This window comes from Sandaracinobacteroides sp. A072, assembly GCF_052616365.1.
This window is the reverse complement of the sequence record NZ_JBQXGU010000001.1, coordinates 165,260-187,729: the sequence shown is the minus strand read 5'-3', so window position 1 is coordinate 187,729 and position 22,470 is coordinate 165,260. Positions and strand designations below refer to the sequence as shown.

General features: G+C 68.2%; 20 protein-coding genes. 3 read left to right on the top strand and 17 right to left on the bottom strand.

The genetic code is table 11. From position 1 onward, the window contains the following. Nucleotides 1-76: 76 nt before the first annotated feature. The 4 genes from ACUJ46_RS00875 to ACUJ46_RS00860 are packed head-to-tail and all read right to left on the bottom strand — an operon-like array spanning nucleotide 77 to nucleotide 3,661. Nucleotides 77-703 carry an ABC-type transport auxiliary lipoprotein family protein gene (locus ACUJ46_RS00875; RefSeq protein WP_445388572.1) on the bottom strand — a complete coding sequence of 209 codons (627 nt, stop codon included), beginning with the start codon at nucleotides 701-703 and terminating at the stop codon, nucleotides 77-79. Then, on the bottom strand, nucleotides 700-1,653 hold the full coding sequence (locus ACUJ46_RS00870; protein ID WP_445388571.1) for an MlaD family protein: 954 nt from the start codon (nucleotides 1,651-1,653) through the stop codon (nucleotides 700-702). Before ACUJ46_RS00870 ends, ACUJ46_RS00875 begins: the two co-directional genes overlap by 4 nt. After that, nucleotides 1,653-2,504 (bottom strand): ABC transporter ATP-binding protein, encoded by an 852-nt coding sequence (locus ACUJ46_RS00865; protein ID WP_445388570.1) that lies wholly within the window; start codon nucleotides 2,502-2,504, stop codon nucleotides 1,653-1,655. The genes ACUJ46_RS00870 and ACUJ46_RS00865 overlap by 1 nt, the downstream gene beginning before the upstream one ends. Continuing rightward, complete coding sequence (locus ACUJ46_RS00860) at nucleotides 2,504-3,661, bottom strand: ABC transporter permease (protein ID WP_445388569.1); 1,158 nt, start codon at nucleotides 3,659-3,661, stop codon at nucleotides 2,504-2,506. Before ACUJ46_RS00860 ends, ACUJ46_RS00865 begins: the two co-directional genes overlap by 1 nt. 135 nt (nucleotides 3,662-3,796) lie before the next feature. Between ACUJ46_RS00860 and ACUJ46_RS00855 the strand changes: the two genes are divergently transcribed. Then, a complete protein-coding gene (locus ACUJ46_RS00855) occupies nucleotides 3,797-4,327 on the top strand; it encodes a thermonuclease family protein (protein WP_445388568.1) in 531 nt (176 codons plus the stop codon). 2 nt (nucleotides 4,328-4,329) lie between these two features. Next, on the top strand, nucleotides 4,330-5,025 hold the full coding sequence (locus tag ACUJ46_RS00850; protein WP_445388567.1) for an HAD family hydrolase: 696 nt from the start codon (nucleotides 4,330-4,332) through the stop codon (nucleotides 5,023-5,025). On the opposite strand, the gene ACUJ46_RS00845 is transcribed toward ACUJ46_RS00850, so the two are convergent. The 3 genes from ACUJ46_RS00845 to ACUJ46_RS00835 form a co-directional block, all read right to left on the bottom strand. After that, a complete protein-coding gene (locus ACUJ46_RS00845) occupies nucleotides 4,994-5,626 on the bottom strand; it encodes a ferric reductase-like transmembrane domain-containing protein (protein ID WP_445388566.1) in 633 nt (210 codons plus the stop codon). The genes ACUJ46_RS00850 and ACUJ46_RS00845 overlap by 32 nt on opposite strands. 8 nt (nucleotides 5,627-5,634) lie before the next feature. Continuing rightward, entirely contained in the window at nucleotides 5,635-6,594 is a 960-nt protein-coding gene (msrP, locus tag ACUJ46_RS00840; protein ID WP_445388565.1) for a protein-methionine-sulfoxide reductase catalytic subunit MsrP, read from the bottom strand. 131 nt (nucleotides 6,595-6,725) lie between these two features. Further along, entirely contained in the window at nucleotides 6,726-9,041 is a 2,316-nt protein-coding gene (locus ACUJ46_RS00835) for a TonB-dependent receptor (RefSeq protein ID WP_445388564.1), read from the bottom strand. Between the two features lie 182 nt (nucleotides 9,042-9,223). Between ACUJ46_RS00835 and ACUJ46_RS00830 the strand changes: the two genes are divergently transcribed. Further along, nucleotides 9,224-9,415, top strand: a complete 192-nt coding sequence (locus ACUJ46_RS00830) for a zinc-finger domain-containing protein (RefSeq protein WP_445388563.1) — start codon at nucleotides 9,224-9,226, stop codon at nucleotides 9,413-9,415. 12 nt (nucleotides 9,416-9,427) lie between these two features. Here the strand turns inward: ACUJ46_RS00830 and ppsA are convergent, their stop codons facing one another. The 10 genes from ppsA to ACUJ46_RS00780 are packed head-to-tail and all read right to left on the bottom strand — an operon-like array spanning nucleotide 9,428 to nucleotide 22,438. Beyond that, the gene (gene ppsA, locus ACUJ46_RS00825) at nucleotides 9,428-11,797 is read right to left on the bottom strand and encodes a phosphoenolpyruvate synthase (RefSeq protein WP_445388562.1); all 2,370 of its coding nucleotides are present in this window, start codon (nucleotides 11,795-11,797) and stop codon (nucleotides 9,428-9,430) included. Nucleotides 11,798-11,823: 26 nt separating this feature from the next. After that, nucleotides 11,824-12,774 carry a 1-phosphofructokinase family hexose kinase gene (locus ACUJ46_RS00820; RefSeq protein WP_445388561.1) on the bottom strand — a complete coding sequence of 317 codons (951 nt, stop codon included), beginning with the start codon at nucleotides 12,772-12,774 and terminating at the stop codon, nucleotides 11,824-11,826. Nucleotides 12,775-12,805: 31 nt separating this feature from the next. Beyond that, on the bottom strand, nucleotides 12,806-13,957 hold the full coding sequence (locus ACUJ46_RS00815) for an acyl-CoA dehydrogenase family protein (RefSeq protein ID WP_445388560.1): 1,152 nt from the start codon (nucleotides 13,955-13,957) through the stop codon (nucleotides 12,806-12,808). A 5-nt stretch (nucleotides 13,958-13,962) separates the two neighbouring features. Next, nucleotides 13,963-15,591 (bottom strand): acyl-CoA dehydrogenase family protein, encoded by a 1,629-nt coding sequence (locus ACUJ46_RS00810; RefSeq protein ID WP_445388559.1) that lies wholly within the window; start codon nucleotides 15,589-15,591, stop codon nucleotides 13,963-13,965. Then, nucleotides 15,584-16,798, bottom strand: a complete 1,215-nt coding sequence (locus tag ACUJ46_RS00805; RefSeq protein ID WP_445388558.1) for a CoA transferase — start codon at nucleotides 16,796-16,798, stop codon at nucleotides 15,584-15,586. Before ACUJ46_RS00805 ends, ACUJ46_RS00810 begins: the two co-directional genes overlap by 8 nt. Nucleotides 16,799-16,803: 5 nt before the next feature. Further along, nucleotides 16,804-17,997, bottom strand: coding sequence for an acyl-CoA dehydrogenase family protein (locus tag ACUJ46_RS00800; protein WP_445388557.1), 1,194 nt, complete (start codon nucleotides 17,995-17,997; stop codon nucleotides 16,804-16,806). Further along, on the bottom strand, nucleotides 17,990-19,195 hold the full coding sequence (locus ACUJ46_RS00795; protein WP_445388556.1) for an acetyl-CoA acetyltransferase: 1,206 nt from the start codon (nucleotides 19,193-19,195) through the stop codon (nucleotides 17,990-17,992). Before ACUJ46_RS00795 ends, ACUJ46_RS00800 begins: the two co-directional genes overlap by 8 nt. 25 nt (nucleotides 19,196-19,220) lie before the next feature. After that, the gene (locus ACUJ46_RS00790) at nucleotides 19,221-20,663 is read right to left on the bottom strand and encodes a 3-oxoacyl-[acyl-carrier-protein] synthase III C-terminal domain-containing protein (RefSeq protein ID WP_445388555.1); all 1,443 of its coding nucleotides are present in this window, start codon (nucleotides 20,661-20,663) and stop codon (nucleotides 19,221-19,223) included. A gap of 15 nt (nucleotides 20,664-20,678) precedes the next feature. After that, nucleotides 20,679-21,521 carry a MaoC/PaaZ C-terminal domain-containing protein gene (locus ACUJ46_RS00785; protein ID WP_445388554.1) on the bottom strand — a complete coding sequence of 281 codons (843 nt, stop codon included), beginning with the start codon at nucleotides 21,519-21,521 and terminating at the stop codon, nucleotides 20,679-20,681. Further along, the gene (locus ACUJ46_RS00780; protein WP_445388553.1) at nucleotides 21,521-22,438 is read right to left on the bottom strand and encodes an SDR family NAD(P)-dependent oxidoreductase; all 918 of its coding nucleotides are present in this window, start codon (nucleotides 22,436-22,438) and stop codon (nucleotides 21,521-21,523) included. Before ACUJ46_RS00780 ends, ACUJ46_RS00785 begins: the two co-directional genes overlap by 1 nt. Nucleotides 22,439-22,470: the final 32 nt, after the last annotated feature.

Sequence of the window (22,470 nt, the reverse complement as noted above, 5' to 3'; positions counted from 1 at the left end):
GCGGTCAAGCAGAGCGGTTGCCGGAAAGGAAATGGCGGTGGGCACGCCGGCCTCCGTCCGCAGGCTCGCGCATGGCCTAGCGGGCCGCCTTCACCCAGTCCGCCACATCCTGGGCGACCGCATTGGCGCCGGCATTCAGCGCGCGGGCAACGGCTGCGCCTTCCACCCGCGACACGGCCACCTCGCGCTCGAAGCGGCGCTGGCGCACGCCGTCAGGGCCGGTGAGCGTGGCGTCATAGCGCACGCGCGCGACCGGTGCGCCGCGCACATCGACACCGAAGGTCATGAGCTGGCCTGCAAGCCTGATGCCGCCCGCCTGGCCGCTGCTGCGCGGGTCGATCACCGCGATGCCCTGGTGCACCAGCACATCGGCCAGAAGATGCTGGAACAGGCGCGCCGGCTGTTCCGACCATTGCGCCGCCTTCACATACTGGATCGTGGTGTCCGTGTTGCTGACAGGAATCCTGAGGGTCTGGAGCGCGCCGGGCACGGCCGGCAAACCGATGGTGACGGCGCGCGCCATGTCCACCGGCTGCACCCCGGCCGGCACCGCCGCCGGGCCGATTGCGGAAAGCGTATAAAGCGAATCGGGCCTTGGGGCATTGCCCCCCACCTGGACAACGGGGCCGCAGGCGGAAAGCGCGGCGGCAAGGCAGGCCGCCCCCAGAAGCTTGGGAAAGGCTGGCAGGGTCCGGCGCATCATTGTCTTCCTTCGGGCTCGTAATCGGGAAGCGGGCGGCCGCCGACGACAGCGCCCAGCGGGTCTTCATCCAGCTTGGCGGAAAGCGCGCCAATCTGGCGGGTCACCTCGCGCAGGTCCGATACCAGCTGGTTCATCTGCGGCAGCGTATCGGTGGCCAGCGTGCGGACGCCGGGTTCGGCGGCAGCAGAAAGCCTGTCCACGCGCTTCAGGGTCGATTCCGCAGAAGCAACAGCGCTGCGCAGTTCCGCCAGCAGGGGCTTGCCATCTTCCGTCAGCAGCGTGTCGGCGGTGGTTCCGGCCTTCTCCAGCGCGGCGGCGGCACGGGTTGCGGCCTTCAGCGTCGCTTCCGATTCCCGGATGGCCGCGCGCAGGGCGGGGCCTTCCTCGGCCAGCACGGCCGTGGTGCGGTCCAGGTTCGTCAGCATGCCCTTCATGGCGGCGCGGTTCTCGTCGTCGAACACTTCGTTCAGCCGGGCCAGAAGGGTCGAGGCGCGCTCCAGCACCTGCGGCGCCGATTCCAGCAACTGGCCAAAGCCCGATGCAGCTGCTGGAATCACCGGCACGCCATAAGGTCCCGGCTCGTTCCGCTCGGCCTGGCCTGCAAGCCCGCCCTTCAGCTGGATTTCGGTAACCCCGGTGAACCCGACGGACTGAAGTGTGGCGCTGGTGCCCTCCAGCACGGGAACATCCTGCCCCACCTCGATCCGCACGCGCACGAATTCCGGGCTTTCGGGCATCAGCGCGATCTTCTTCACCTGCCCCACGGGAACGCCCGAGAAGGTGACAGCCGAGCCGGTCGCCAGCCCCGCGACGGACTGGCGGAAAAAGATGTCATATTCGTCCCGCGTCTCGCCGGTGAAGCGCGTGAGCCAGAGGATGAAAGCGAACAGCGCCACCACCAGCAGGATGGTGACGCCGCCCACCAGCATGTGCGATTGCCGGTTTTCCATCAGGCCACCCCTTCCGTTCCGCCTTGCGGCATCGTGCCCGGCGCATCGCCCCGCTTGGCATCACCGGCCGCCGGGCCGGCGATCGCATGCCCATGGCCCGAGGCCGCTGCCCGGCCGCGCGGGCCGGCGAAATAGTCCTGGATCCAGGGGTGGTCGTTCATCACAAGCTCCTGAATCGTTCCCACGGCAATGATGCGCTTGTCCGCGATCACGGCAACCCGGTCGCAGATCGCGTGCAGCGTGTCGAGGTCGTGGGTGATGAGGAAGACGGTCAGCCCCATGGCGCGGGCCAGGGCGAGGATCAGCCGGTCGAAGCCGTCGGCGGCGATCGGGTCCAGCCCGGCCGTCGGCTCGTCGAGGAAGAGTAGCGCCGGGTCGAGCGCCAGCGCGCGGGCAAGCGCGGCCCGCTTCTTCATCCCGCCCGAAAGCTCGGACGGATATTTGGCCCCCGCCTCTGCCGGCAGGCCCACCAGCGCCACCTTGTAGGCGGCGATCTCGTCCATCAGCGCCTCGGGCATGTCGAAATATTCGCGCATGGGCACCTGCACATTCTCGGCCACCGTCAGGCCCGAGAACAGCGCCCCGCCCTGGAACAGAACGCCCCAGCTGCGCGCCAGTTCGGCATGCGATCCGGAATCCATCGCGCCGACATCCTGCCCGAACAGCGCGATCCGGCCTTCGGCCGGCTGCTGCAGGCCGATGATCGAGCGCATCAGCACGGATTTGCCCGAGCCCGAACCGCCGACGACGCCGAGGATCTCGCCCGCGCGCACTTCGAGGTCGAGGCCCTGGTGGACCACCTGTTCCCCGAAACGGGTCACGAGACCGCTAACCTGGATCGCCGCCGCCATCAGTCGAACCCGATGGCCGAATAGAAGAGCGCGAAAAAGGCATCCAGCACGATCACGAGGAAGATCGCCTGCACCACGGCCAGCGTGGTGCGCAAGCCCACGGATTCGGTGTTGCCTGTCACCTGAAAGCCCTGGAAACAGCCGATGACGGCAATCATCGCCCCGAAGACGGGCGCCTTCGAAAGCCCGATCCACACATCGGACAGCGGCACCACTTCGCGCAGGCGCTGGACAAAGGTGGCCGGCGGAATGTCCAGCGACAGCCAGGTGAAGAGGCCCCCGCCCACCACCGCCAGAATGGAGGCGAAGAAGGCGAGAATCGGCATCATCAGCACCAGCGCGATCACGCGCGGCAGAACCAGCACCTCCATCGGGTCGAGACCGATGGTGCGCATGGCATCCACCTCCTCGGCCAGCTTCATCGCCCCGATCTGCGCCGCGAAGGCCGAAGCCGATCGTCCGGCGACCATGATCGCCGTGAGCAGGATGCCAAGCTCGCGGAAGGTGGCCCGGCCGACGAGATTGATGACATAGACGTCGGCGCCGAACTCGCGCAGCTGCACCGCGCCCTGCTGGGCGATGACGATGCCGACAAGGAAGCTCATCAGCCCGACGATTCCGAGCGCGCTGACACCTGTCTGCTCCATCTGGATGAAGACGCTGTTCCAGCGCAGGCCGCGCCCGCTGGCAAGCGCCTGCCAGAAGGAAATCAGGGTCCGCCCGATGAAGGCCAGCGCCGCGCCCGTGGTGTTCAGAAGCTCGATGACATAGACGCCGATCTTGGCCAGCTCGCGCTGCAGGAAGGGCGGCTGATCGCGGTGGACCGGGCCGGGCCTGTCGGCCGCGCCGACCTGCGCGATCAGCCCCAGCGCCCGTTCCCCGGCTGCGGCGATGTCGCTTCCCGGCCTGTCCCGCAGCAGGCGGTGCACCAGCCAGGCGCCCACCGTGTCGATGCGGCCCAGACCCGCCATGTCGATGACGACCGGCCCGTCATGGCCCGCAAGTGCTGCATGCAGCGCCTGTTCGAGCCGGGCGGCGGCGGCGATCGTCCAGTCCCCTGAAAGACGCAGGCGTCCGGCTTCCAGCCGCACTTCGGCCACTGCGGCGGATGGGGCCGTGGCCTGCAGCCTGTCCTGATCGTCTGGCGGGCTGGGCATGGCTGTCGGTCGGCTCCTCGGGGCCAGCCCTGCGACGCAGCCAGGGCGGATCATGTATGCCTCACGTCACATGCAAGGACGGCTTGTGGCAAGGGTTTTGCATATCGGGCCGTGGCGTTGCAAGGGAACAGCGCCATGCCCATGCGTCTTTCCGCCCTGCTGCCCCTGCTGCTTCGCACTCTGCTTGCCGGCCTTCTGCTTTGCCTGCTTCCGGCACCCGCCGCCCATGCCGCAACCAGCTTCGAGGGCCGGGTGGTGCGCGTGAAGGATGGCGATTCCCTCATCGTCGAGCGGGCGGGCGTGAAGCGCCGAAGCGAAATCCGCCTCGCCGGGATCGACGCACCCGAACTGGCCCAGCCCTGGGGCATCCAGTCCCGCTCGGCGTTGCGGCGCATCGCCATGGGAAAGCAGGTGCGCGTCGAGGTGACGGACCGCGATCGCTACGGCCGGCTCGTGGCGCGGCTATGGGTGGGGCGCACCCATGTGAACGCCCGCATGACAGCCGAGGGACATGCCTGGGCGTTCAGCCGCTACCTCGATGATCCCGAAATCCGTGCCGGGCAGGTCGCCGCGCGCAAGGCCGGGCGCGGCCTGTGGAGCCTGCGCCCGGAAGATCGCCTGCCGCCGCCTGCCTGGCGCGCGCGCAACCCCCGCCAACAGGACTGACCATGCCCGCAACCAACCCCCGGGTCGCCATCCCGGATCTCGCCACCACCGGCCTCGCCATCTACGACATGGACAAGACCATCACCCGCAAGGCGAGCTGGACCAGCTGGCTCTTCTTCTTCGCCCGGACCGAAGCGCCAGCCCGGCTGCTGCTGGCGCCGCTGATGCTGCTGCCCGGCCTTGCCTTCCTTCTTGGCTTCACCGACCGCAAGGGCCTCAAGGAAGCAACCCACCGGCTGATGATGGGATGCCGCGTGCCGCGCACCACGGTGGAACGCGCCGCCGCCCGCTTCGCCGCGCGCTTCGGGGCGGCGCAGGAACTTGCAGGCGCGCTCGAAGCGATCGCCACCGACCGGGCATCGGGGCGCCGTCTGCTCCTCGCCACGGCAAGCTGCCGCTACTACAGCGCCCATCTCGCCGCGCGCTGGGGCTTCGACACGGTCGTCGCCACCGAAAACCACTGGGATGGAGACATGCTCACCCACCGCATCCGCGGCGAGAATTGCTACGACATGGGCAAGCTGCGGATGATCCTCGATGCGCTGCCGGCCCGCCCGCCCCATGTGCGCTTCCTGAGCGACCATGTGAGCGACCTGCCCGTGCTGCTGTGGGCCGATGACCCGGTGGCGGCCAACCCGTCGAAGGCGCTCGGGCAGATGGCGCGCCTCAGGGGCTGGCCGATCCGGAACTGGGCCTGAATCGCAAGGCCAGCAACAGAAGCAAAAGACCCGCGTAAAGCCACGGGTCCGGCTGGAAACCCTTTACCCTGAAGAGATAATGCACGGCGCCCGCCAGCCCGGCCACATAGGCAAGCCGGTGCAGCCGAAGCCAGCGGCGCGCGCCCAGCGCCCGGATCGCGCCATTGCTGCTGGTGGCCGCCAGCGGCGCCATGGCCAGCAGCGCCGCCAGCCCGAACAGGATGAAGGGCTTTTCCGCAGCCTCCGCCAGCAGCCGCACGACCGACCCGTCAAGGTCCATCACGAGGTAGAAGCCGAGGTGCAGCAGCGCATAGGCAAAGGCCCAAAGGCCGAGCATCCGCCTGACCCCCTGGATCGCCCCCCACCCCGTGATCCGCTGCAGCGGCGTGACGGCAAGGCTGGCCACCAGAAGCCGAAGCGCCGCGAGGCCGAGCGCATTATGGGTGTGTGCGACAGGCTCGGCCGAAAGCCGCAGCGACCCCGGCGCGAACCACAGCAGCTCCGCCCAGCCGAAGGCGAGCCGGGCGAGCGTGGCGGCGGCAAGCAGGTGCAAAGCGGGCTTCAGCCACCATGGCAGCGGTCGCCTGAACAGGGCCGGCACGGGGGGCTTCAGAAAAAGCGTTTCAGATCCATGCCGCGATAGAGGTGGGCGACCTCTTCGGCATAGCCGTTGAAGACCAGTGTCGGGCGCTTGCGGAATTCGCCGATCCGGCGCTCAGTCGCCTGGCTCCAGCGGGGGTGCGGCATATCCGGATTCACGTTGGAATAAAAACCATATTCGCGCGGCTGCGCCATGGCCCAGCTGGTCTTCGGCTGGCGCTCGACGAAGTCGATGGCGACGATCGACTTGATCGACTTGAAGCCATATTTCCACGGCACCACCAGCCTGAGCGGCGCGCCATTCTGGTTCGGCAGCCGCCGCCCGTAGAGGCCGACCGCCAGAAAACTCAAGGGGTGCATCGCCTCGTCGAGGCGCAGCCCCTCGCGGTAGGGCCAGTCGAGCGCCGGAACCCTGAGGCCGGGCATCTGCCCCTTGTCGGCCAGGGTGGTGAAGCGAACATAGTTCGCCGAACCGAGCGGCTCCGCTGCCTTCACCAGCCCGGCCAGCGGCACCCCCACCCAGGGAATCACCATCGACCACCCCTCGACACAGCGCAGCCGGTAGATGCGTTCCTCCAGCGGGGCACGGGCGATCCAGCGATCGACATCGATGGTCAGCGGCTGTTTCACCAGTCCGCCGACCGTCACGGTCCAGGGGCTGGGCTTGAGCCGGTGGGCATTGCGGGCCGGGTCATCCTTGCCGAGGCCGAATTCGTAGAAATTATTGTAGCCGGCAACGGCTGCGAGCGGGGTCGGCGTCTCGTCGGTGGCGATGGTGCGCCGCGCGTCCAGCCGGGGCAGTCCGGCAGGCCCGGCATCCCCGGTTTTCGCGGTTCCGGCGGCAGCGGCGGCCGGCAGCAGCCCGGCGGCCATCATCCCGGCAACGAGCTTGCGGCGGTCGAGCCACTGCGCCTCGGGCGTCACCGCGCGTTCGGGAAGGCGCCAGGCGGGTCGGTCATGGACGAACATGGCAACCAGCCTACACGAAAGGCGCCCGCACGGTGAGGGGGCGCGGCAACCTGCCCCGCCCTGCCCTGCACCACACCGGGCAATGCAGGTCAGGGCAGGTCAGGGCGGAGCAGGGCGAAGGCCGCGGCGGATCAGAAGCGGATGGCCGCTTCCACGCCCAGCAGGCGCGGCATGCCGCGGATGAAGGTGGGAATGCCGAAGGCGCCGCCGGTGTTGCCGGCGTCGATGATATGGTCCTTGTCGAACAGGTTGGAGGCAAAGCCGGTCAGCTGCCAGCGGCCATCCTCCGCGCCGATGCCTGCGCGCAGGTTCACCAGCGTCACCGGCCCCTGCGCGATGGCGGGGTCGTTCGGCACCTCGAAGAAGATGCGGCTGCGGTGGGTGATGGTGGGCGTGGCGAACAGCTCCAGCCCGCCGCCCACGCCGACGCGCGCGTCGATGCCGGCGGCGGCCTGCCATTCCGGCTGCAGGCGGAAGCGGTTGTTGGCGAAGATGCCGTTTTCCGGCCGGTCGCGGATCTTTGCGTCGATCCAGCCGAGGTTGCCGAACAGCAGCACCTCGCGCACCGGGCGCCAGCTTGCCTCGGCTTCCACGCCGATGTTGCGGGCCGAACCGGCGTTGCGGCTGACCAGCTGGCCGCCCTCGTTCACGGTCACCTGGAAATTGTCGTAGGTCTGGAGATAGACGCCCAGGCTGGCCTGCAGCGGGCCGCGCGCGCCCTTCAGGCCCGCCTCATAGTTCCAGACCGTCTCTGCCGGCACGTCGGTACGGTTGGGCACCGGGCCGTCGGCCGTATTGCGGGCGCCCAGTTGCACCACCGGGCTGCGCCGCCCCTTGGAAACTGTGGCATAGGCGTTGACGCCATCGGCCAGCCGCGCAAGCGCGTTGAAGCGCGGCAGGAAGGCCTTGTTGCTGGCATCGGCGCGGAAGCTCTGCCCGCCGGTTCCGGCGAAGGGAAGCAGCGGGACGCCGCCCAGAACCGAGGCCGGCTGATTCGAAATATAGAAGGAAGTGCGGTCCTCCCAGAGCATCCGGCCGCCCGCCGTCAGCTCCAGCCACTGTCCGACATCGACCGTCACATCGGCGAACAGGCTGAAGGAACTGATTTCGCCCGTGTTGCGGAAGCTGGACTGATAGGGGATCTGCGCGATGGCGCCGCCTGTCAGCAGCGACGTGACGCCAGCCGCCGTCACCACGCCATCGGCATTGACGCAGGGGATGCCCGGCACGATGCCCAGCACGCACTGGAGATAGGTGCCTTCCTCGGTGGAGAAGGGCACCGACTGGCTGCCGCGCTCGCTGAACCAGTTGAAACCGGCAAAGGCGCGCACGCCGTCGCCATCGAAGTTCACCCGGCTTTCGTGGCTGTATTGCCGGCCAATGGCTTCTTCCGCGAATTCGAGGAACCAGGCGCCCGAACCATCGGCATCGAACACCTCGAGGCTGTCGAACTCCCGGTAGCCGGTGATGTGGACGGTGGACCAGCGGCTGCCCTCGGGCGTGAAGCGGGCGGTGAGGTTGATGTCATGCACGTCGCGCCACAGGCCAAGCTCGTCCTTGCCAAAGACCGCCTCCGAAACCGGGGAGCCGGACAGTTCGGCGAAGCTGAAGGGCGAAGTATCGCCCCCGAAGGGACACAGCGTTCCCGACTTGAAGGCCGTGCCGGGGCTGCGCTGGCCATCATAGCTGTAGACGAGGTCGAGGCGCAGATCCTCGAGCGGCTTCAGCATGAGGGAGAGGCGCGCGCCCATCTGCTCCTGGCCATTCAGGTCGCGTTGCGGCAGGGCGGCGTTGGAGCTTGCGCCCCGGCCGGCGATATTCTCGACAACGCCGTCCCGCTGCTTCCAGGCGAAGGCGGCACGCACGCCATATGTGTCCGTCCCGGCGTTCAGCACGCCCGAAAGCTGGCGCTGGCCATGATTGCCGATGGCCCCGCGCACTTCGCCGGACAGCCCCTCGGCCACCGGGTTCGGAATGACGGAAACCGCCCCGATGGCTGCCGCCGTGCCGAACAGCGTTGCCTGCGGCCCCTTCACCACTTCCACGCGGCTGATGTCGAACAGGTCGAAGTAGGAGCCGCGCGACCGGCTGACGTCCACGCCATTGTAATAGACGGTGACGCGCGCTGCTTCCTGCGCCGAGCCGGAATCGGAGGTGATGCCCCGGATGACGAAGCCGGGGTTGTTCGCCGACTGTTCCTGGATGTTGAGGCCGGGCACGAAGGCCGACAGCTCGTTGAACTGGCTGACCCCGATGCGCTGCAGTGTCTCGCCAGTCCAGGCGGTTATGGTGACGGGCACGTCCGAGATCTTCTGGTCACGCTTCTGCGCCGTCACGATGATTTCGCCGGTCAGCGTCGCGGCATCATCGGCCTGCGCGGGGGCGGCCAGGGCGAAGGCCGGCAGCAGGGCAGAAGCGGCAAGCAGGCGTGCAACAGGGCTTTTCATGAAAGGCGTCTCCGTCAGGGGGCAATGGAAGCCGCCCGTTGGAGCCGCCCTGTTTCAGCCAGACGACAGGTCTGTTGCAGTTTCACGACGCCGCAATCCCGTGGCCCCCCTGTGGCCTGAACGCATCACCATCCCGCATGCCCCCTTTTCGCAACCGGCGCGAAAGGCTAAGGGGTCGCATCATGGAAACCGCACCGCCCCCGCCGGAAACCCACACCGTGACAAGTCGCCGCGTCGCCTGCGATGGTGACGAAGGCCCGCTCGGCCATCCGCGCGTCTGGCTTCAGATCGACGAGCGCAACTACGTCGACTGCCCCTATTGCGACCGCCGCTTCATCCTCGCCGCAGGCGCCGGAGACGACGGGCATCACTGAACCCGGCCCGGCTCAGCCCTCCGCTGCCGCCACAGTTTCCGCCGCTCCGGCAAAGCTGTCGGGGTTGAGCGATATGGAATCGATTCCGCATTCCACGAGGAAGGCCGCGAACGCCGGGTGATCCGAGGGCGCCTGCCCGCAGATGCCGATGCGCCGCCCGGCTGCCTTCGCCCCCGCAATCGCATCGGCCACCATCGCCATCACGGCCGGGTCGCGCTCGTCGAACAGCCCGGCAAGCAGGCCGGAATCCCGGTCCACCCCCAGCACCAGCTGCGTCAGGTCGTTGGAGCCGATGGAAAAGCCATCGAACCGCTCGGCGAATTCCGCAATGCGGATCACGTTCGAGGGAATCTCGACCATCATGTAGATTTTGAGGCCCGCCTCGCCCCGCACGAGGCCGTGGGCAGCCATGGTCTCCAGCACCAGGTCCGCTTCTTCGGGCGTGCGGCAGAAGGGCACCATCACCACCACATTTTCGAATCCCATGTCCTCGCGCACGCGCTTCAGCGCCCGGCATTCCAGCGCGAAGCCGTCGCGGTAGCGCGGGTCATGGTAGCGCGAGGCCCCCCGGAACCCCAGCATCGGGTTTTCCTCCACCGGCTCGAACTGCGCGCCGCCCACCAGATGGGCATATTCATTGGTCTTGAAATCCGAAAGGCGGACAATGGCGGGATGCGGATGGAAGGGCGTAGCAAGGCGCGCGATCCCGCGCGAAAGCCTGTCCACGAAATAGTCGGCGGGGCTGTCATACCCCTGCGCCAGCGCCTCGACCGCGCGCCGGTCGGCCGGTGACAGGCGCTCGGGGTGGGCAAGCGCCATGGGGTGCGCCTTCACCAGGCTGGTGATGATGAACTCCATGCGCGCCAGCCCGACGCCCCGCGCCGGCAGCCGCCACCATTGCAGCGCAGCCGACGGGTCGGCGATGTTCACCATCAGGTCGGTTCGGGTGGACGGCAGCTTCGCCGGGTCGAATTCGGTGCGGGTGAAAGGGATTTCGCCCCTGTAGACCCGGCCTTGCGCGCCTTCTGCGCAGCTCAGGGTGATCATCTCGCCATCGGCGATGCGGGCGGTGGCGTCGCCGGTGCCGACGATGGCAGGCACGCCCAGCTCGCGGCTGACAATGGCGGCGTGGCTCGTCGTGCCGCCAAGGTCGGTCACGATTCCCCGGGCGCGGCGCATCACGGGCACCCAGTCGGGGTCGGTGCGGCCCGTCACCAGGATCGATCCGTCGCGGAAGCCGGCGATATCGTCCGCGCTTTCGATCACGCAGGCCGGCCCCGTCGCCACGGCACGGCCGATGGCGGCCCCCTCGACGATCGCCTCGCCCGGCTTTTCCAGCCGGTAACGGCTGAAGGCGCCGCCCTCGCGCGCCCGCACCGTCTCCGGCCGGGCCTGCACCAGATAGAGCAGGCCGTTTTCGCCGTCCTTCGCCCATTCGATGTCCATCGGGCGGCCATAGTGGCGCTCGACGATCACCGCCCATCGGGCAAGCTCCAGCGCCTCGTCCTCGCTCAGCACATGGCGCGCCCGCTCTTCGGGGCTTGTTTCCACGATCCGGGTGCGGCGGCTGCCGCCTTCGGCAAACAGCATCTTCAGGGCCTTTTCGCCCAGCGTCCGGCCGATGACAGGCCGCGCGCCGGGCCGGTCGATGAGCGGCTTGAACACCATGATGCTGTCCGGCCTGACAGCGCCCTGCACCACCAGTTCGCCCAGCCCCCAGGCGGCATCGATCACCGCGACATGGGGAAAGCCGCTTTCCGGGTCCAGCGTGAACATCACGCCCGAACCGGCAAGATCGGCGCGCACCATCCGCTGCACCCCGACCGACAGGGCGACATCCATGTGCCCGAAGCCCTGCTGGTCACGGTAGCTGATCGCCCGGTCTGTGAAGAGCGAGGCATAGCAGCGCCGGCAGGTGTCGATCAGCGCGCGTTCGCCGCGCACATTGAGGAAACTTTCCTGCTGCCCGGCAAAGCTTGCTGTTGGCAGATCTTCGGCCGTGGCGCTGCTGCGCACGGCGACAGCCGGGTTCCCGACGCCAGCCCGCTCACCCAGCGCGCGATAAGCCGCCAGAATGTCCGCGACCAGCGCCTCGGGAAGCGGCGCTGCGAGCAGCAGGGCGCGGATGGCTGCCCCGGCTTCGGCCAGCGGCAGGCTGCCCGCCTTCCACTGTGCCAGCAAGTCGGCAACAGGGGCCTCCAGCGCGTTTACGGAAATGAAATCGCGATAGGCCGCAGCCGAAGTGGCAAAGCCTTCCGGCACGCGCACGCCCAGGCCCGCCAGCGCGCGGATCATTTCCCCGAGCGAGGCATTCTTGCCCCCGAACTGCGGCACGGCGTCGATGCCGAACGTCTCGAACCATTGGATAGCAGGGCTGGTCATGGCGGCTTCCTCCTCGGTCGGGCGCGTCAGCCAGTGAATCGCTCCGGTGCGGGCACACGGGCGAGCATCCGTTCCACATCCTCGCGGTGGCACAGGTCGGTTCCGGGTGTCATCACGGCGGCCGTGCCGGCGGCCACACCATGGCGAAAGGCCTCGGCCGGCGGCAGCCCGCCCGCCAGCGCCACGGTCATGGCGGCAACGAAGCTGTCGCCCGCCCCCACCGCGCTCTTCGCCTCGACCGGCACGGCGGCAAGGCGCAGCACCTGTTCGCCATCCGCCAGCAGCGCGCCGTTCCGGCCCAGCGTCACGGCCACCAGCCGCGCACCTCCCGCGCGCACCAGCGCCTGCGCGGCTTCGGCCATTTCGGCCCCGCATTCCAGCGGCTTGCCGGCAAGGTCGCGCATTTCGCCCTCGCTTGGCTTCACCAGCATGATGGCCCCGGCGCCCGCGCGCAGCCCCTGTCGCAGGGCTTCGCCCGAACTGTCGAGCACCATCGGCACCCCGCGCGCCGCCAGCCGCGCCGCCAGCCGGGCGTAGAAATCCGCGGGAACGCCCGCCGGAAGCGAGCCGCTCGCCACCAGCCACCCGGCATCCGTGCCGGCGGCCCGGTCGAGCGCGCCTTCCCATTCGGTGGCGGACAGCGACGGCCCTTCGGCCACCACCCGATATTCCTGCTCCGTGTCATGGGCGTAGATGGCGGTGCTGATGCGCGTGTCGCCGGCAATGGGCAGGCGGACGCAGCCGACACAATGGCGCTTCAGCAGGGCATCGAGAGTCGCACCCGTGACTCCGCCCGAAAGATACAGCGCCTCCACCCCGGCCCCCAGGCGCGCGGCGACACGGGCCACGTTGATCCCGCCGCCGCCCGGGTCCACCGTCTCGCGCCGGGCGCGCATCTTGTGGATGGGCTGCAGGCGCTCGACCTCATAGGCAAGGTCGATCGTGGGGTTGAGGGTCAGCGTGGCGATCCGGATCATGCCACCATGCTAACCCTTGCGGACGCGTTCGTCAGTAGCTGCGCGGCAGACCGAGCACATGCTCGGCCAGGAAGGACAGGATCAGGTTCGTGCTGATCGGCGCCACCTGGTAGAGCCGCGTCTCGCGGAACTTGCGCTCGACATCATATTCCGCCGCGAAGGCAAAGCCGCCATGGGTCTGCACGCAGGCCTCGCCCGCCGCCCAGCTTGCCTCGGCAGCCAGCATCTTCGCCATATTGGCTTCCGCGCCGCAATTCCCGCCGGCTTCATAGATGCGGCAGGCCTCCTTCACCATCAGGTCGGCGGCGCGCATGCGGGCATAGGCCTGCGCCAGCGGAAACTGGATGCCCTGGTTCTGGCCGATGGGCCGGCCGAAGACCTGCCGTTCGCGGGCATAGGCCGATGCCTTGTCGAGGAACCAGCGGGCATCGCCCACGCATTCCGCGCCGATCAGGATGCGCTCGGCGTTCATGCCGGAAAGGATGTAGCGGAAGCCCTGCCCTTCCTCGCCGATGAGGTTTTCGGCCGGCACCACGAGGTTGTCGAAGAAGACCTCGGTAGTGGAATGGTTCATCATCGTCTCGATGGGGCGGATGGTGAGCCCGTTGCCCACGGCCGCGCGCATGTCGACAAGGAAGACCGAAAGCCCGTCCGTCCGCTTCTTCACCTGGTCTCGCGGGGTGGTGCGGGCCAAGAGGATCATCAGGTCGGAATGTTCGGCCCGGCTGGTCCAGATCTTCTGGCCGCTGATGATGTAGCGGTCGCCGTCGCGCCGGGCGACGGTCTTCAGCGACAGCGTGTCGGTGCCCGATGTCGGCTCGGTCACGCCGAAGGCCTGCAGACGGACTTCACCTGTCGCCACCTTCGGCAGCCACTGCTGCTTCTGCGCCTCGCTGCCGTGCCGCAGGATGGTGCCCATCACATACATCTGGGCATGGCAGGCGCCGCCATTGCCACCCTGGGCCTGGATTTCCTCAAGGATGGCGGCGGCCGCCGAAAGCGGCAGACCGGCGCCGCCATAGGCCTCGGGGATCAGCGCCGAAAGATAGCCGGCTTCGGTCAGCGCCGTCACGAACTCGGTCGGATAGGCGCGCACCCTGTCTTTCTCGCGCCAGTATTCGCCCGGAAACTGCTGGCACAGCTTCGCCACCTCGGCACGGATATCGGCATATGTCTCGGTCATGTCGGTCAGTTTCCTCCAGCCATGCGGCCACGGGCGATCACCTGGGCCTGGATTTCGGCGGCCCCTTCGAAGATGTTCAGGATGCGCGCATCGCAAAGGATGCGGCTGATTTCATATTCCAGCGCATAGCCGTTGCCGCCATGGATCTGCAGCGCGGCATCGGCATTGGTCCAGGCCGCGCGCGCGGCCAGCAGCTTGGCCATGCCGGCCTCGATATCGCAGCGCTTGCCGCTGTCCTTGGCGCGGGCGGCGGCATAGGTCAGCTCGCGCGCCATCAGCATGTCCACCGCCATCAGGGCGATCTTGTCGGACACGCGCGGGAAATTCACTATGGCCCTGCCGAACTGTTTCCTGTCGGTCGCATAGGAAAGCCCCAGCTCCAGCGCCCGGCGGGCGACACCCACGGCACGCGCCGCCGTCTGGATGCGCGCGCCTTCGAAGGTGCGCATCAGCTGCTTGAAGCCCTGCCCTTCCTCGCCCCCCAGAAGCGCATCGGCAGGGGCGGCCATGCCATCGAACTGCAGCGCATATTCGCGCATGCCGCGATAGCCCAGCACCTCGATCTCGCTGCCGTTCATCCCGTCGGCAGGGAAGGGGTCCGTCTCCGTTCCGCGCGGCTTGGGCACCAGCAGCATGGAAAGCCCGGCATGGCCCTTCACATCGGGCTTCGTGCGGGCCAGCAGCGTCATCAGGTCCGAGCGCGCCGCATGGGTGATCCAGGTCTTGGCGCCATCGATCCGCCAGCTGTCGCCATCGCGCACCGCGCGCGTGCCCAGGCTGCCGAGGTCGGAGCCGACATCCGGCTCGGTGAAGACGGCGGTGGGCAGGATTTCGCCGCTGGCGATGCGCGGCAGCCATTGCGCCTTCTGCCCGTCGGTGCCGCCATGCAGGATCAGCTCACCGGCGATTTCCGAGCGCGTGCCAAGCGAGCCAGCCCCGATCCAGCCGCGCGACAGCTCCTCGGTGACGATGCACATCACCAGCTTGTTCAGCCCGAGGCCGCCGAAGGCTTCGGGAATGCAGACACCGAAAGTGCCCAGCGCCGCCATTTCGGCAATGGTGGCATCCGGAATCAGCGCATTGTCGAGGTGCCACTGGTGGGCGAAGGGCAGGATGCGGTCGTCGGTGAAGCGGCGATACTGGTCGCGGATGGTGTCGAGCAGTTCATCCCCGAAACGGTCGGACAGCGGCTGCCCACCGGCCAGCAGGGCCGTGAGCGCGGCGCGGTTGGCGGCCGTGTTGCCATGGGCGAGGAACCAGGAAACGGCGGGGTCCGCCACCAGCTTCGCTGCGGCATCCGCCGTGCCGAGGTCGGCCGGGCGCACCAGCTCGTTGGGCCCGATGGGCAGGCCGCCGGCCAGCTGCGCCAGCGTCTCGCCAAGGCCGATCAGCAGCGCCAGCCGCTCGCCTTCGCCGGCTTCCCCGCGCGCGGATGCGGCGTCCGCCCAGCCCAGTGTCGCGGCCATGCCGCCGACGGCGGTATCGATCCAGGCATAGCCATGGGCGGCGCGCTGCTCGACATCGAGGCTGGCCCCGGCCACACGGGCGCGCAGGCTGGAAAGGGCTTCGGCGGCATAGGCTTCGGCAGCGCGCACAGCACCCGCCGCCCGCGCGATCAGACCTGCGTCAATCATGCTGGTGAACGACTCCCCTGTCGATGAGGGCGCCGATCGCGCCACTGTCGAGGCCGAGGCGGGCAGACAGGATCTCGGCCGTATGCGCACCCAGAATCGGCGCGGATGCCGGGGCGCGGCGATCCTGCTGCGGGATTGTGGCAAAGGCGCCGGCAGCCGGATAGGCAAGGCCGCTCGGGTTCGCCTCGCCACCAGCCAGGCTTTCGGAAAAGACGGGGTTGTCCCCCACCAGAACAGGATCGCGGGCTGCCTCCAGCATGGTCTGGTAAGGGCCGTAGCAGCAGCCATGCGCGTCGAATTCGGGCTTCAGTTCAGCATAGGTCCGCAAGGCCAGGCGCGCCTCGACCAGCGGGAAAAGCGCATCGCGATGCTGGAAGCGCAGGCCCTCGTCCTTCGCAAAGGACACCCCGCGCGCGGCTTCGATGGCGGCAACCTCGTCGGCGATGCCCAGCACCTTCACAAGGCCCGTCCACTGGCGCGGCGTGATCGCCATCACCATCAGCCGCGTGCCGTCGGCGGTCAGGAAATCACGCCCGAAGGCGCCGAAGACGCTGTTGCCGAGGCGCTCGCGGTTGGCGCCGGTCACCAGCACCTCCGCCAGCGACCCGAGGTTCGCGACCGTGCCGATGGCCACATCGGACAGCGGCACCCGCACCTCCTGCCCCTGCCCCGTCGCCGCGCGGTGGCGAATGGCGGCCAGCAGCGCAAAGGCAGCGTAGCTGCCCGTCAGCAGGTCCCAGGCGGGCAGCACATGGTTCACCGGCTCGGGGCCGGGGCCGGTCAGGTCCGGGTAGCCCACGGCGGAGTTCACGGTGTAGTCGAGCGCCGGGCCGCCATCGGCCATGCCCATCACCCGCACCGTCACCAGGTCGGGCCGCCGGGCGGCCAGCCTTTCGTGCGACAGGAAGCCCTCGACCGGGAAATTGGTGACGAACTGGCCCGTCGCCACAACCAGCGCCTGCAGCAGTTCGCGCCCCTCGGCCGACCCAAGGTCGATGGCGACCGACTTCTTCGCCCGGTTGAGATTTTCCCAGTAGAGGCTGCGCCCGTTGCCGGCGAGCGGCCAGCGGTTGAAATCCGGGCCGCCGCCGATCTGGTCGACACGGATCACCTCGGCGCCCATCTGCGCCAGATAAAGGCCGGCTGTCGGCGAGGCGACGAAGGACGAGGCTTCGATGACGGACAGGCCGCCGAGGAGATCGTACATGCCCCTCAGCCCCAGATCTGGCCGGTGGTTTCGAATTCGCGGATCATGTGCTTGGCGATTGCCAGCTGCATGATCTGGCTGGTGCCTTCATAGATGCGCAGGATTCGGGCATCGCGGAAGAAGCGCTCGGCCGGATATTCGGCGAGATAGCCTGCGCCGCCATAGACCTGCACGCAGCGGTCCACCACGCGGCCGGCGGTTTCGGTTGCGAAGAGCTTGGCGGCGGCGGCCTTGCGCAGGATCTGCTCGCCACGATCGGCGCGGGCGCAGGCGTCGGCCACCATGCATTCGGCGGCGTAAAGCTCGGCCTCGCTGTCGGCCAGCATGGCCTGGATCAGCTGGAAATTGCCGATCGGCTCGCCGAAGGCCTTGCGCTCGCGCGAATATTGCAGCGCCGTGTCGAGCGCCCGGCGGCCGATGCCGATGCCCATGGCGGCCACCGAAAGCCGGCCATTGTCGAGGCTCTGCATCGCGATCCTGAAGCCCTGGCCTTCCTCTCCGCCCACCAGCGCATCCGCCGGCACCCGCACATCCTCGAGGATCACGTCGGCGATGTGGCTGCCCTTCTGGCCCATCTTCCGGTCGGGGCTGCCGATGCTCACGCCCGGCGTATCCATGTCGATGATGAAGGCGCTCACATGCGCATTCTTGGGCAGGGCCTCGCGCGTGGTGCGGGCCATGATCAGGCCGATCTTCGCCTGGGGCGCGTTGGTGATGTAGCGCTTGGTGCCGTTCAGCACGAAATGGTCGCCGTCGCGCACCGCCATGGTCTGCATGGCGGCGCTGTCCGAGCCGCTGCCCGGCTCCGTCAGGCCGAAGCAGGCGATTTCGCCGGCGGCGATGCGCGGCAGCCACCGTTCCTTCTGCGCGGGCGTGCCGAACTTGCGCAGGGCGCTGCCGGTCATGCCGACATTGATCGAGATGGTCGAGCGGTAGGCCGGCGCCGCGTAGGAGATGTGCTTGATCGTCTCGATATACTGGCTGATGTTCAGGCCGGCCCCGCCGAATTCCTCGGGCGTGGTCAGGCCGAAAAGCCCCATGTCCCGCATTTCGGCGAGGATGTCGTCGGGGATGCGGTCCTTCTCGATGACATCATCCTCGGCCGGAATCAGCCGCTCGCGCACATAACGCTTCAGCTGGGTGAGGAAGCTGTCGAAGGTCTCGGGGTCCATGCCCCCTTGCGAAACGATGTCAGGCATCTTGCAGTCCCACGATGGCGATGGAAGAGACATTCTGGTTCGGCATGCCGCCCAGATTGTGCGAAAGGGCAAACACAGGCTGCTGGCTGCGCTGCCGCTCCCCGGCCCGGCCGAGAAGCTGGAGATAGTTTTCGTAGATCATGCGGATGCCCGAGGCTCCGATGGGGTGGCCGAAGCATTTCAGCCCGCCATCGATCTGGCACGGCAGCTTGCCGTCGGCGTCGAAGAAGCCGTCGAGCACGTCCTTCCAGCCCTTGCCCGTCTCCGAGACATGGAGATCCTCCATCGTCACCAGTTCGGTGATGGAGAAGCAGTCATGCACTTCCAGCAGGCTCAGCTGCTCGCGCGGGTTGGTGATTCCGGCTTCCTCATAGGCGCGGGCGGCCGCCACGCGGGTGGTGTGGAAATAGCTGCCGTTCCAGCCCGAACCCTGCAGCTCCCAGCCGTTCGAAGTGGCAAGCTGCAGCGCCTTCACCGTCACCAGATCCTTCTTGCCCAGTGCACGGGCGATCTCGGGTGTCGTCACGATGGCGCAGGCCGCCCCGTCCGACACGCCGCAGCAGTCGAACAGACCGAGCGGCTCGGCGATCATCGGGGCGCCCATCACCTGGTCCATGGTGATGCGGTTCCTGAGGTGGGCCTTGGGGTTTCGGGCGCCATTGTCGTGGCTCTTCACCGAGACATGGGCCATCGCGCGCTTCAGATCCTCGCGCGAAACGCCATGCTCGGTGCGATAGGCGGCCGCCAGCTGGGCGAAATTGCCCGGCGCGGACCCGGTTATGCCGATCATGTCGTGCGTGGTGCCCCGCGTGCGCACGGGAAGGCCGCCATAGCCCGTGTCCTTCAGCTTCTCGGCCCCCATCGCCAGCGCGATGTCGGCCGCGCCCGAGGCCACCGCATAGACGGCGCCGCGGAAGCTTTCCGTGCCGGAAGCGCAGTAATTCTCGACCTTGGTGACACCGATGTCGGGAAGCCGCAGCGCCATGGCGAGCGGAATGCCCGAAGGCCCGATGTTCATCGCGTCGAAGGCAGCGCCCAGCCAGGCCGCGTCGATCTGCGAGGCCTCGATGCCGGCATCGGCCATCGCTTCCTCATAGGCCTCCAGCATCAGCTGGTCCTCGTCCTTGTCCCAGCGTTCGCCGAACTTCGCGCATCCCATGCCGAGGATGGCGACCTTGTCCCTGATGCCCTTTGCCATGGTGGCTCCTCCCGAACGCCCCGCCTCAGTAGGCCGGGGCGGCCTTCCAGAAATAGCGGCGGAATTGCCGCAGCTCGTCGATGGCCTTCACCCGGAACATCATGCGCAGCTCCCGGCCCACTTCCAGCTCGGAGGCCGGAACATCGGTGAATTCGGCCATCATGCGCCCCCCGCCCTCGAACTCGATATTGCCGTAGCAGCTCGGCGGGGCGGGCGAATAGGTAAGGGAATCCGCCGTGAAGGTCAGGATCCGGGCCGGAACCTCGGCCAGCGGATAATCCTCCTGCGTGCCGATGGCATGGTCGTTGGGGTTCACGCTCACCTCGGTCTTCGGGAACTGGATGGTCCCCGTCCGGGTGCAGCGCCCGCCCACCAGCGCCATCACCGCCTTGCGGTTGCGCCACAGCGCCGTCAGCGGCTGCTTCTGGTCATGCTCGGCGCGCATCCCCCGGTCCAGCTGGAGAAGGCCGCGATGGAACAGATATTTCAGGTAATTGTCGTCCGCCATGCGGCGCGCCAGCCAGCCCGAAACGCCAAGGCGCGGGCGGTGTGCGGCAATGGCGTCCGTCACCTCGAACAGCAGCACGTCCACGCCCTGCCCGAAGCTCGCCAGCAGGATCGTCTCGCCCGGCTTCGCATCTTCCAGCGCCGCCGCCAGCATCAGCGTCGCATGGGCAGCGCCTGCATGGCCGATGGTGGCCGCCATGGTGTCGGCAACGGCCTCGGCCGGAATGCCGGCGCGCCTGGCCAGCATCTCGGGCACGCCCTTCACCGCCACGGGCACGAGGAAACGCGAAATGGCGCCCCCCTCGACCCCGAAGGCCTTCAGCGCCTCGGCGATGGCGGGCGCCATCACCCGCGTGAAACCCTCGTCGCGGATCCAGCGGGCTTCCCAGTCATAGTCATGCGCTTCGCCGGCGCCGCGGAAATGGTCCACGAAATCGACGGTCACGCTGTGCGACCCCAGCAGTCGCGCCACCGGATCGCCCTCGCCCACCAGCATGGCGGCGGCAGCGTCGCCGGCCTGCATTTCCCGCTCGGACGCCGGGCGCGGGGTCGTCCGTTCGGCGGCGAGGTGGAGCGTCACGCCCGGCGCCGTCGATTGCAGAGCCGCGATGAGGGACGAAGTGCCCGCCCGCTGGCTGCCGGCCACGTCGAGCGCGCCGGTCGCGTCGGCGAGGTTCAGCGCCTCCTTCACGATTCCGGCATTCTGCCGGTCGGCGAAGGGGTGGGTGGTGGATGCCAGCACGACCGAGGCCACATCGCCACGGTCACGCTCGCCCAGCGCGTCGCGGGCGGCTTCCACCGCCATGGTCACGCTGTCCTCGTCCCAGTTGCCGATCGCCTTTTCGCCCTTTGCCTGCCCCTTCAGGCCCGGCGCGAACCAGCCATGGGCGGCAAGGATGGCCGATCGCTGCAGGCGCCCGATGGGGACATAGGCCCCGAAGCCCAGGATTCCGCGACCCATCTCGTCTCTCTCCCCTTAACCTATTTCGGCAACGCCATTGTCGAGCACGATGACCCCGCGCTCCGGCACCCGCGTGCGGAAATGAAGCCGCCCGTCGGCGCCATCCCAGATTTCTGTTTCCAGCGCTTCGCCCGGATAGACGGGCGCGGTGAAGCGGCAGTCCATCGCCACCAGCCGGGCCGGGTCGTTGCCGCAGCGCGCCGCCAGCAGCGCGCGCCCGGCAAAGCCATAGGTCGCCAGCCCGTGCAGGATCGGCCGCTCGAAGCCGGCGGCCTGCGCCACCTTCGGGTCGATGTGCAGCGGGTTCAGATCCCCGGAAAGCCGGTAGAGCACGGCCTGGCCCGGCGCAGTCTGCAGCGTGACGCTGGCATCGGCCGGACGGTCCGCCGGCACGGCCACGGGCTTTGGCGGCTGGCCTTCGCTGCCACCCGCCCCGCCATTGCCGCGCAGGAAGGTCGTCATCCCGGTTTCGGCGATAAGGTCGCCTGTCGCCGTGTCGAAGATCTTCCGCTCGACAAGCGCCAGCGAGCCTTTCTCGGCCCCCTTGTCATGGATGGCGGTGATCCGCGTCTCACCGCGCACCTCGCCCTTCACCGGCAGCGGCCGGTGAATGCGGGTGCGCTGCTCGGCATGCACGATCTTCTGCCAGTTCACGCCATAGCGCGGGTCGCGCCAGATGAAGCCGGGATAGGCCAGCACCACCGCCATGGTGGGCAGGGCCTTCAGCCCGTCCTCATAGGTGAAGACCAGCTCGTCAGCCCCGACCCCAAGCGCGTATAGGATGGTGTCCCGCTCCGTGAAGCGGTGCACCGTTTCCAGCGGCGGCAGCGCCAGCAGGGCCTGCGGGTCGAACGCCATCAGATGGGATCCCATCCGAAGATGTCGGCCGAACGGTCATTCTTCGCGAAGCTCGGCCGGAAGGCGGGCAGCAGGTCGGACGCGATGGTCTCGGCCGTCCAGCCATCCGAACGGTGCATCGAACGGATCGGGCGCGGCTTGGAAAAGAGGAAGATCTCGTTCTTGCGAACCGCGAAGATCTGGTTCGACACTTCCTGCGAAGCGTCCGAGGCGAGGAAGGCGACGAGCGGGGCGATCTTGTCGGCCGACATCGACTTCATCCGCTCCAGCCGCAGCTGCTCGGCCTCGTCCTTGGGCGGAATGGTGGCGATCAGGCGCGACCAGGCAAAGGGCGCGATGCAGTTGGAGCGCACGCCGAACCGCTCCATGTCGAGCGCGATCGACTGCGACAGGCCGACGATGCCGAGCTTGGCCGCCGAATAATTGGCCTGGCCGAAATTGCCGATCAGGCCCGAGGTCGAGGTGAAGTGGATGAAGCTGCCCGAACCCTGGTCCTTGAAATAGGGGGTCGCGGCCTTCGAGACATTGAAGCTGCCGTGCAGGTGCACGTCGATCACGGCGCGCCAGTCCTCGGGGCTCATCTTGTGCCAGATGCGGTCGCGCAGGATGCCGGCATTGTTCACCACCGCGTCGATCCGGCCGAAGGCCTTGACCGCATCCTCGATGATGGTGGCGGCGCCCGCCGGGTCCGCGACATTGGCGAGATTGGCGACAGCCTTGCCGCCGGCGGCCACGATGTCGGCCACCGTTTCCTGCGCCGGGCCCTGGTCCCCGCCCTCGCCCTCGACGGAGCCGCCGAAGTCATTGACGACGACCGCCGCGCCTTCCTTCGCGCACAGAAGCGCGATTTCGCGCCCGATACCGCGGCCGGCGCCGGTGATGGCAACGACCTTTCCTTCAAGCTGTCCCTGGCTCATGCTGGCTCTCCCGATCCTTTGACCAGACTCCC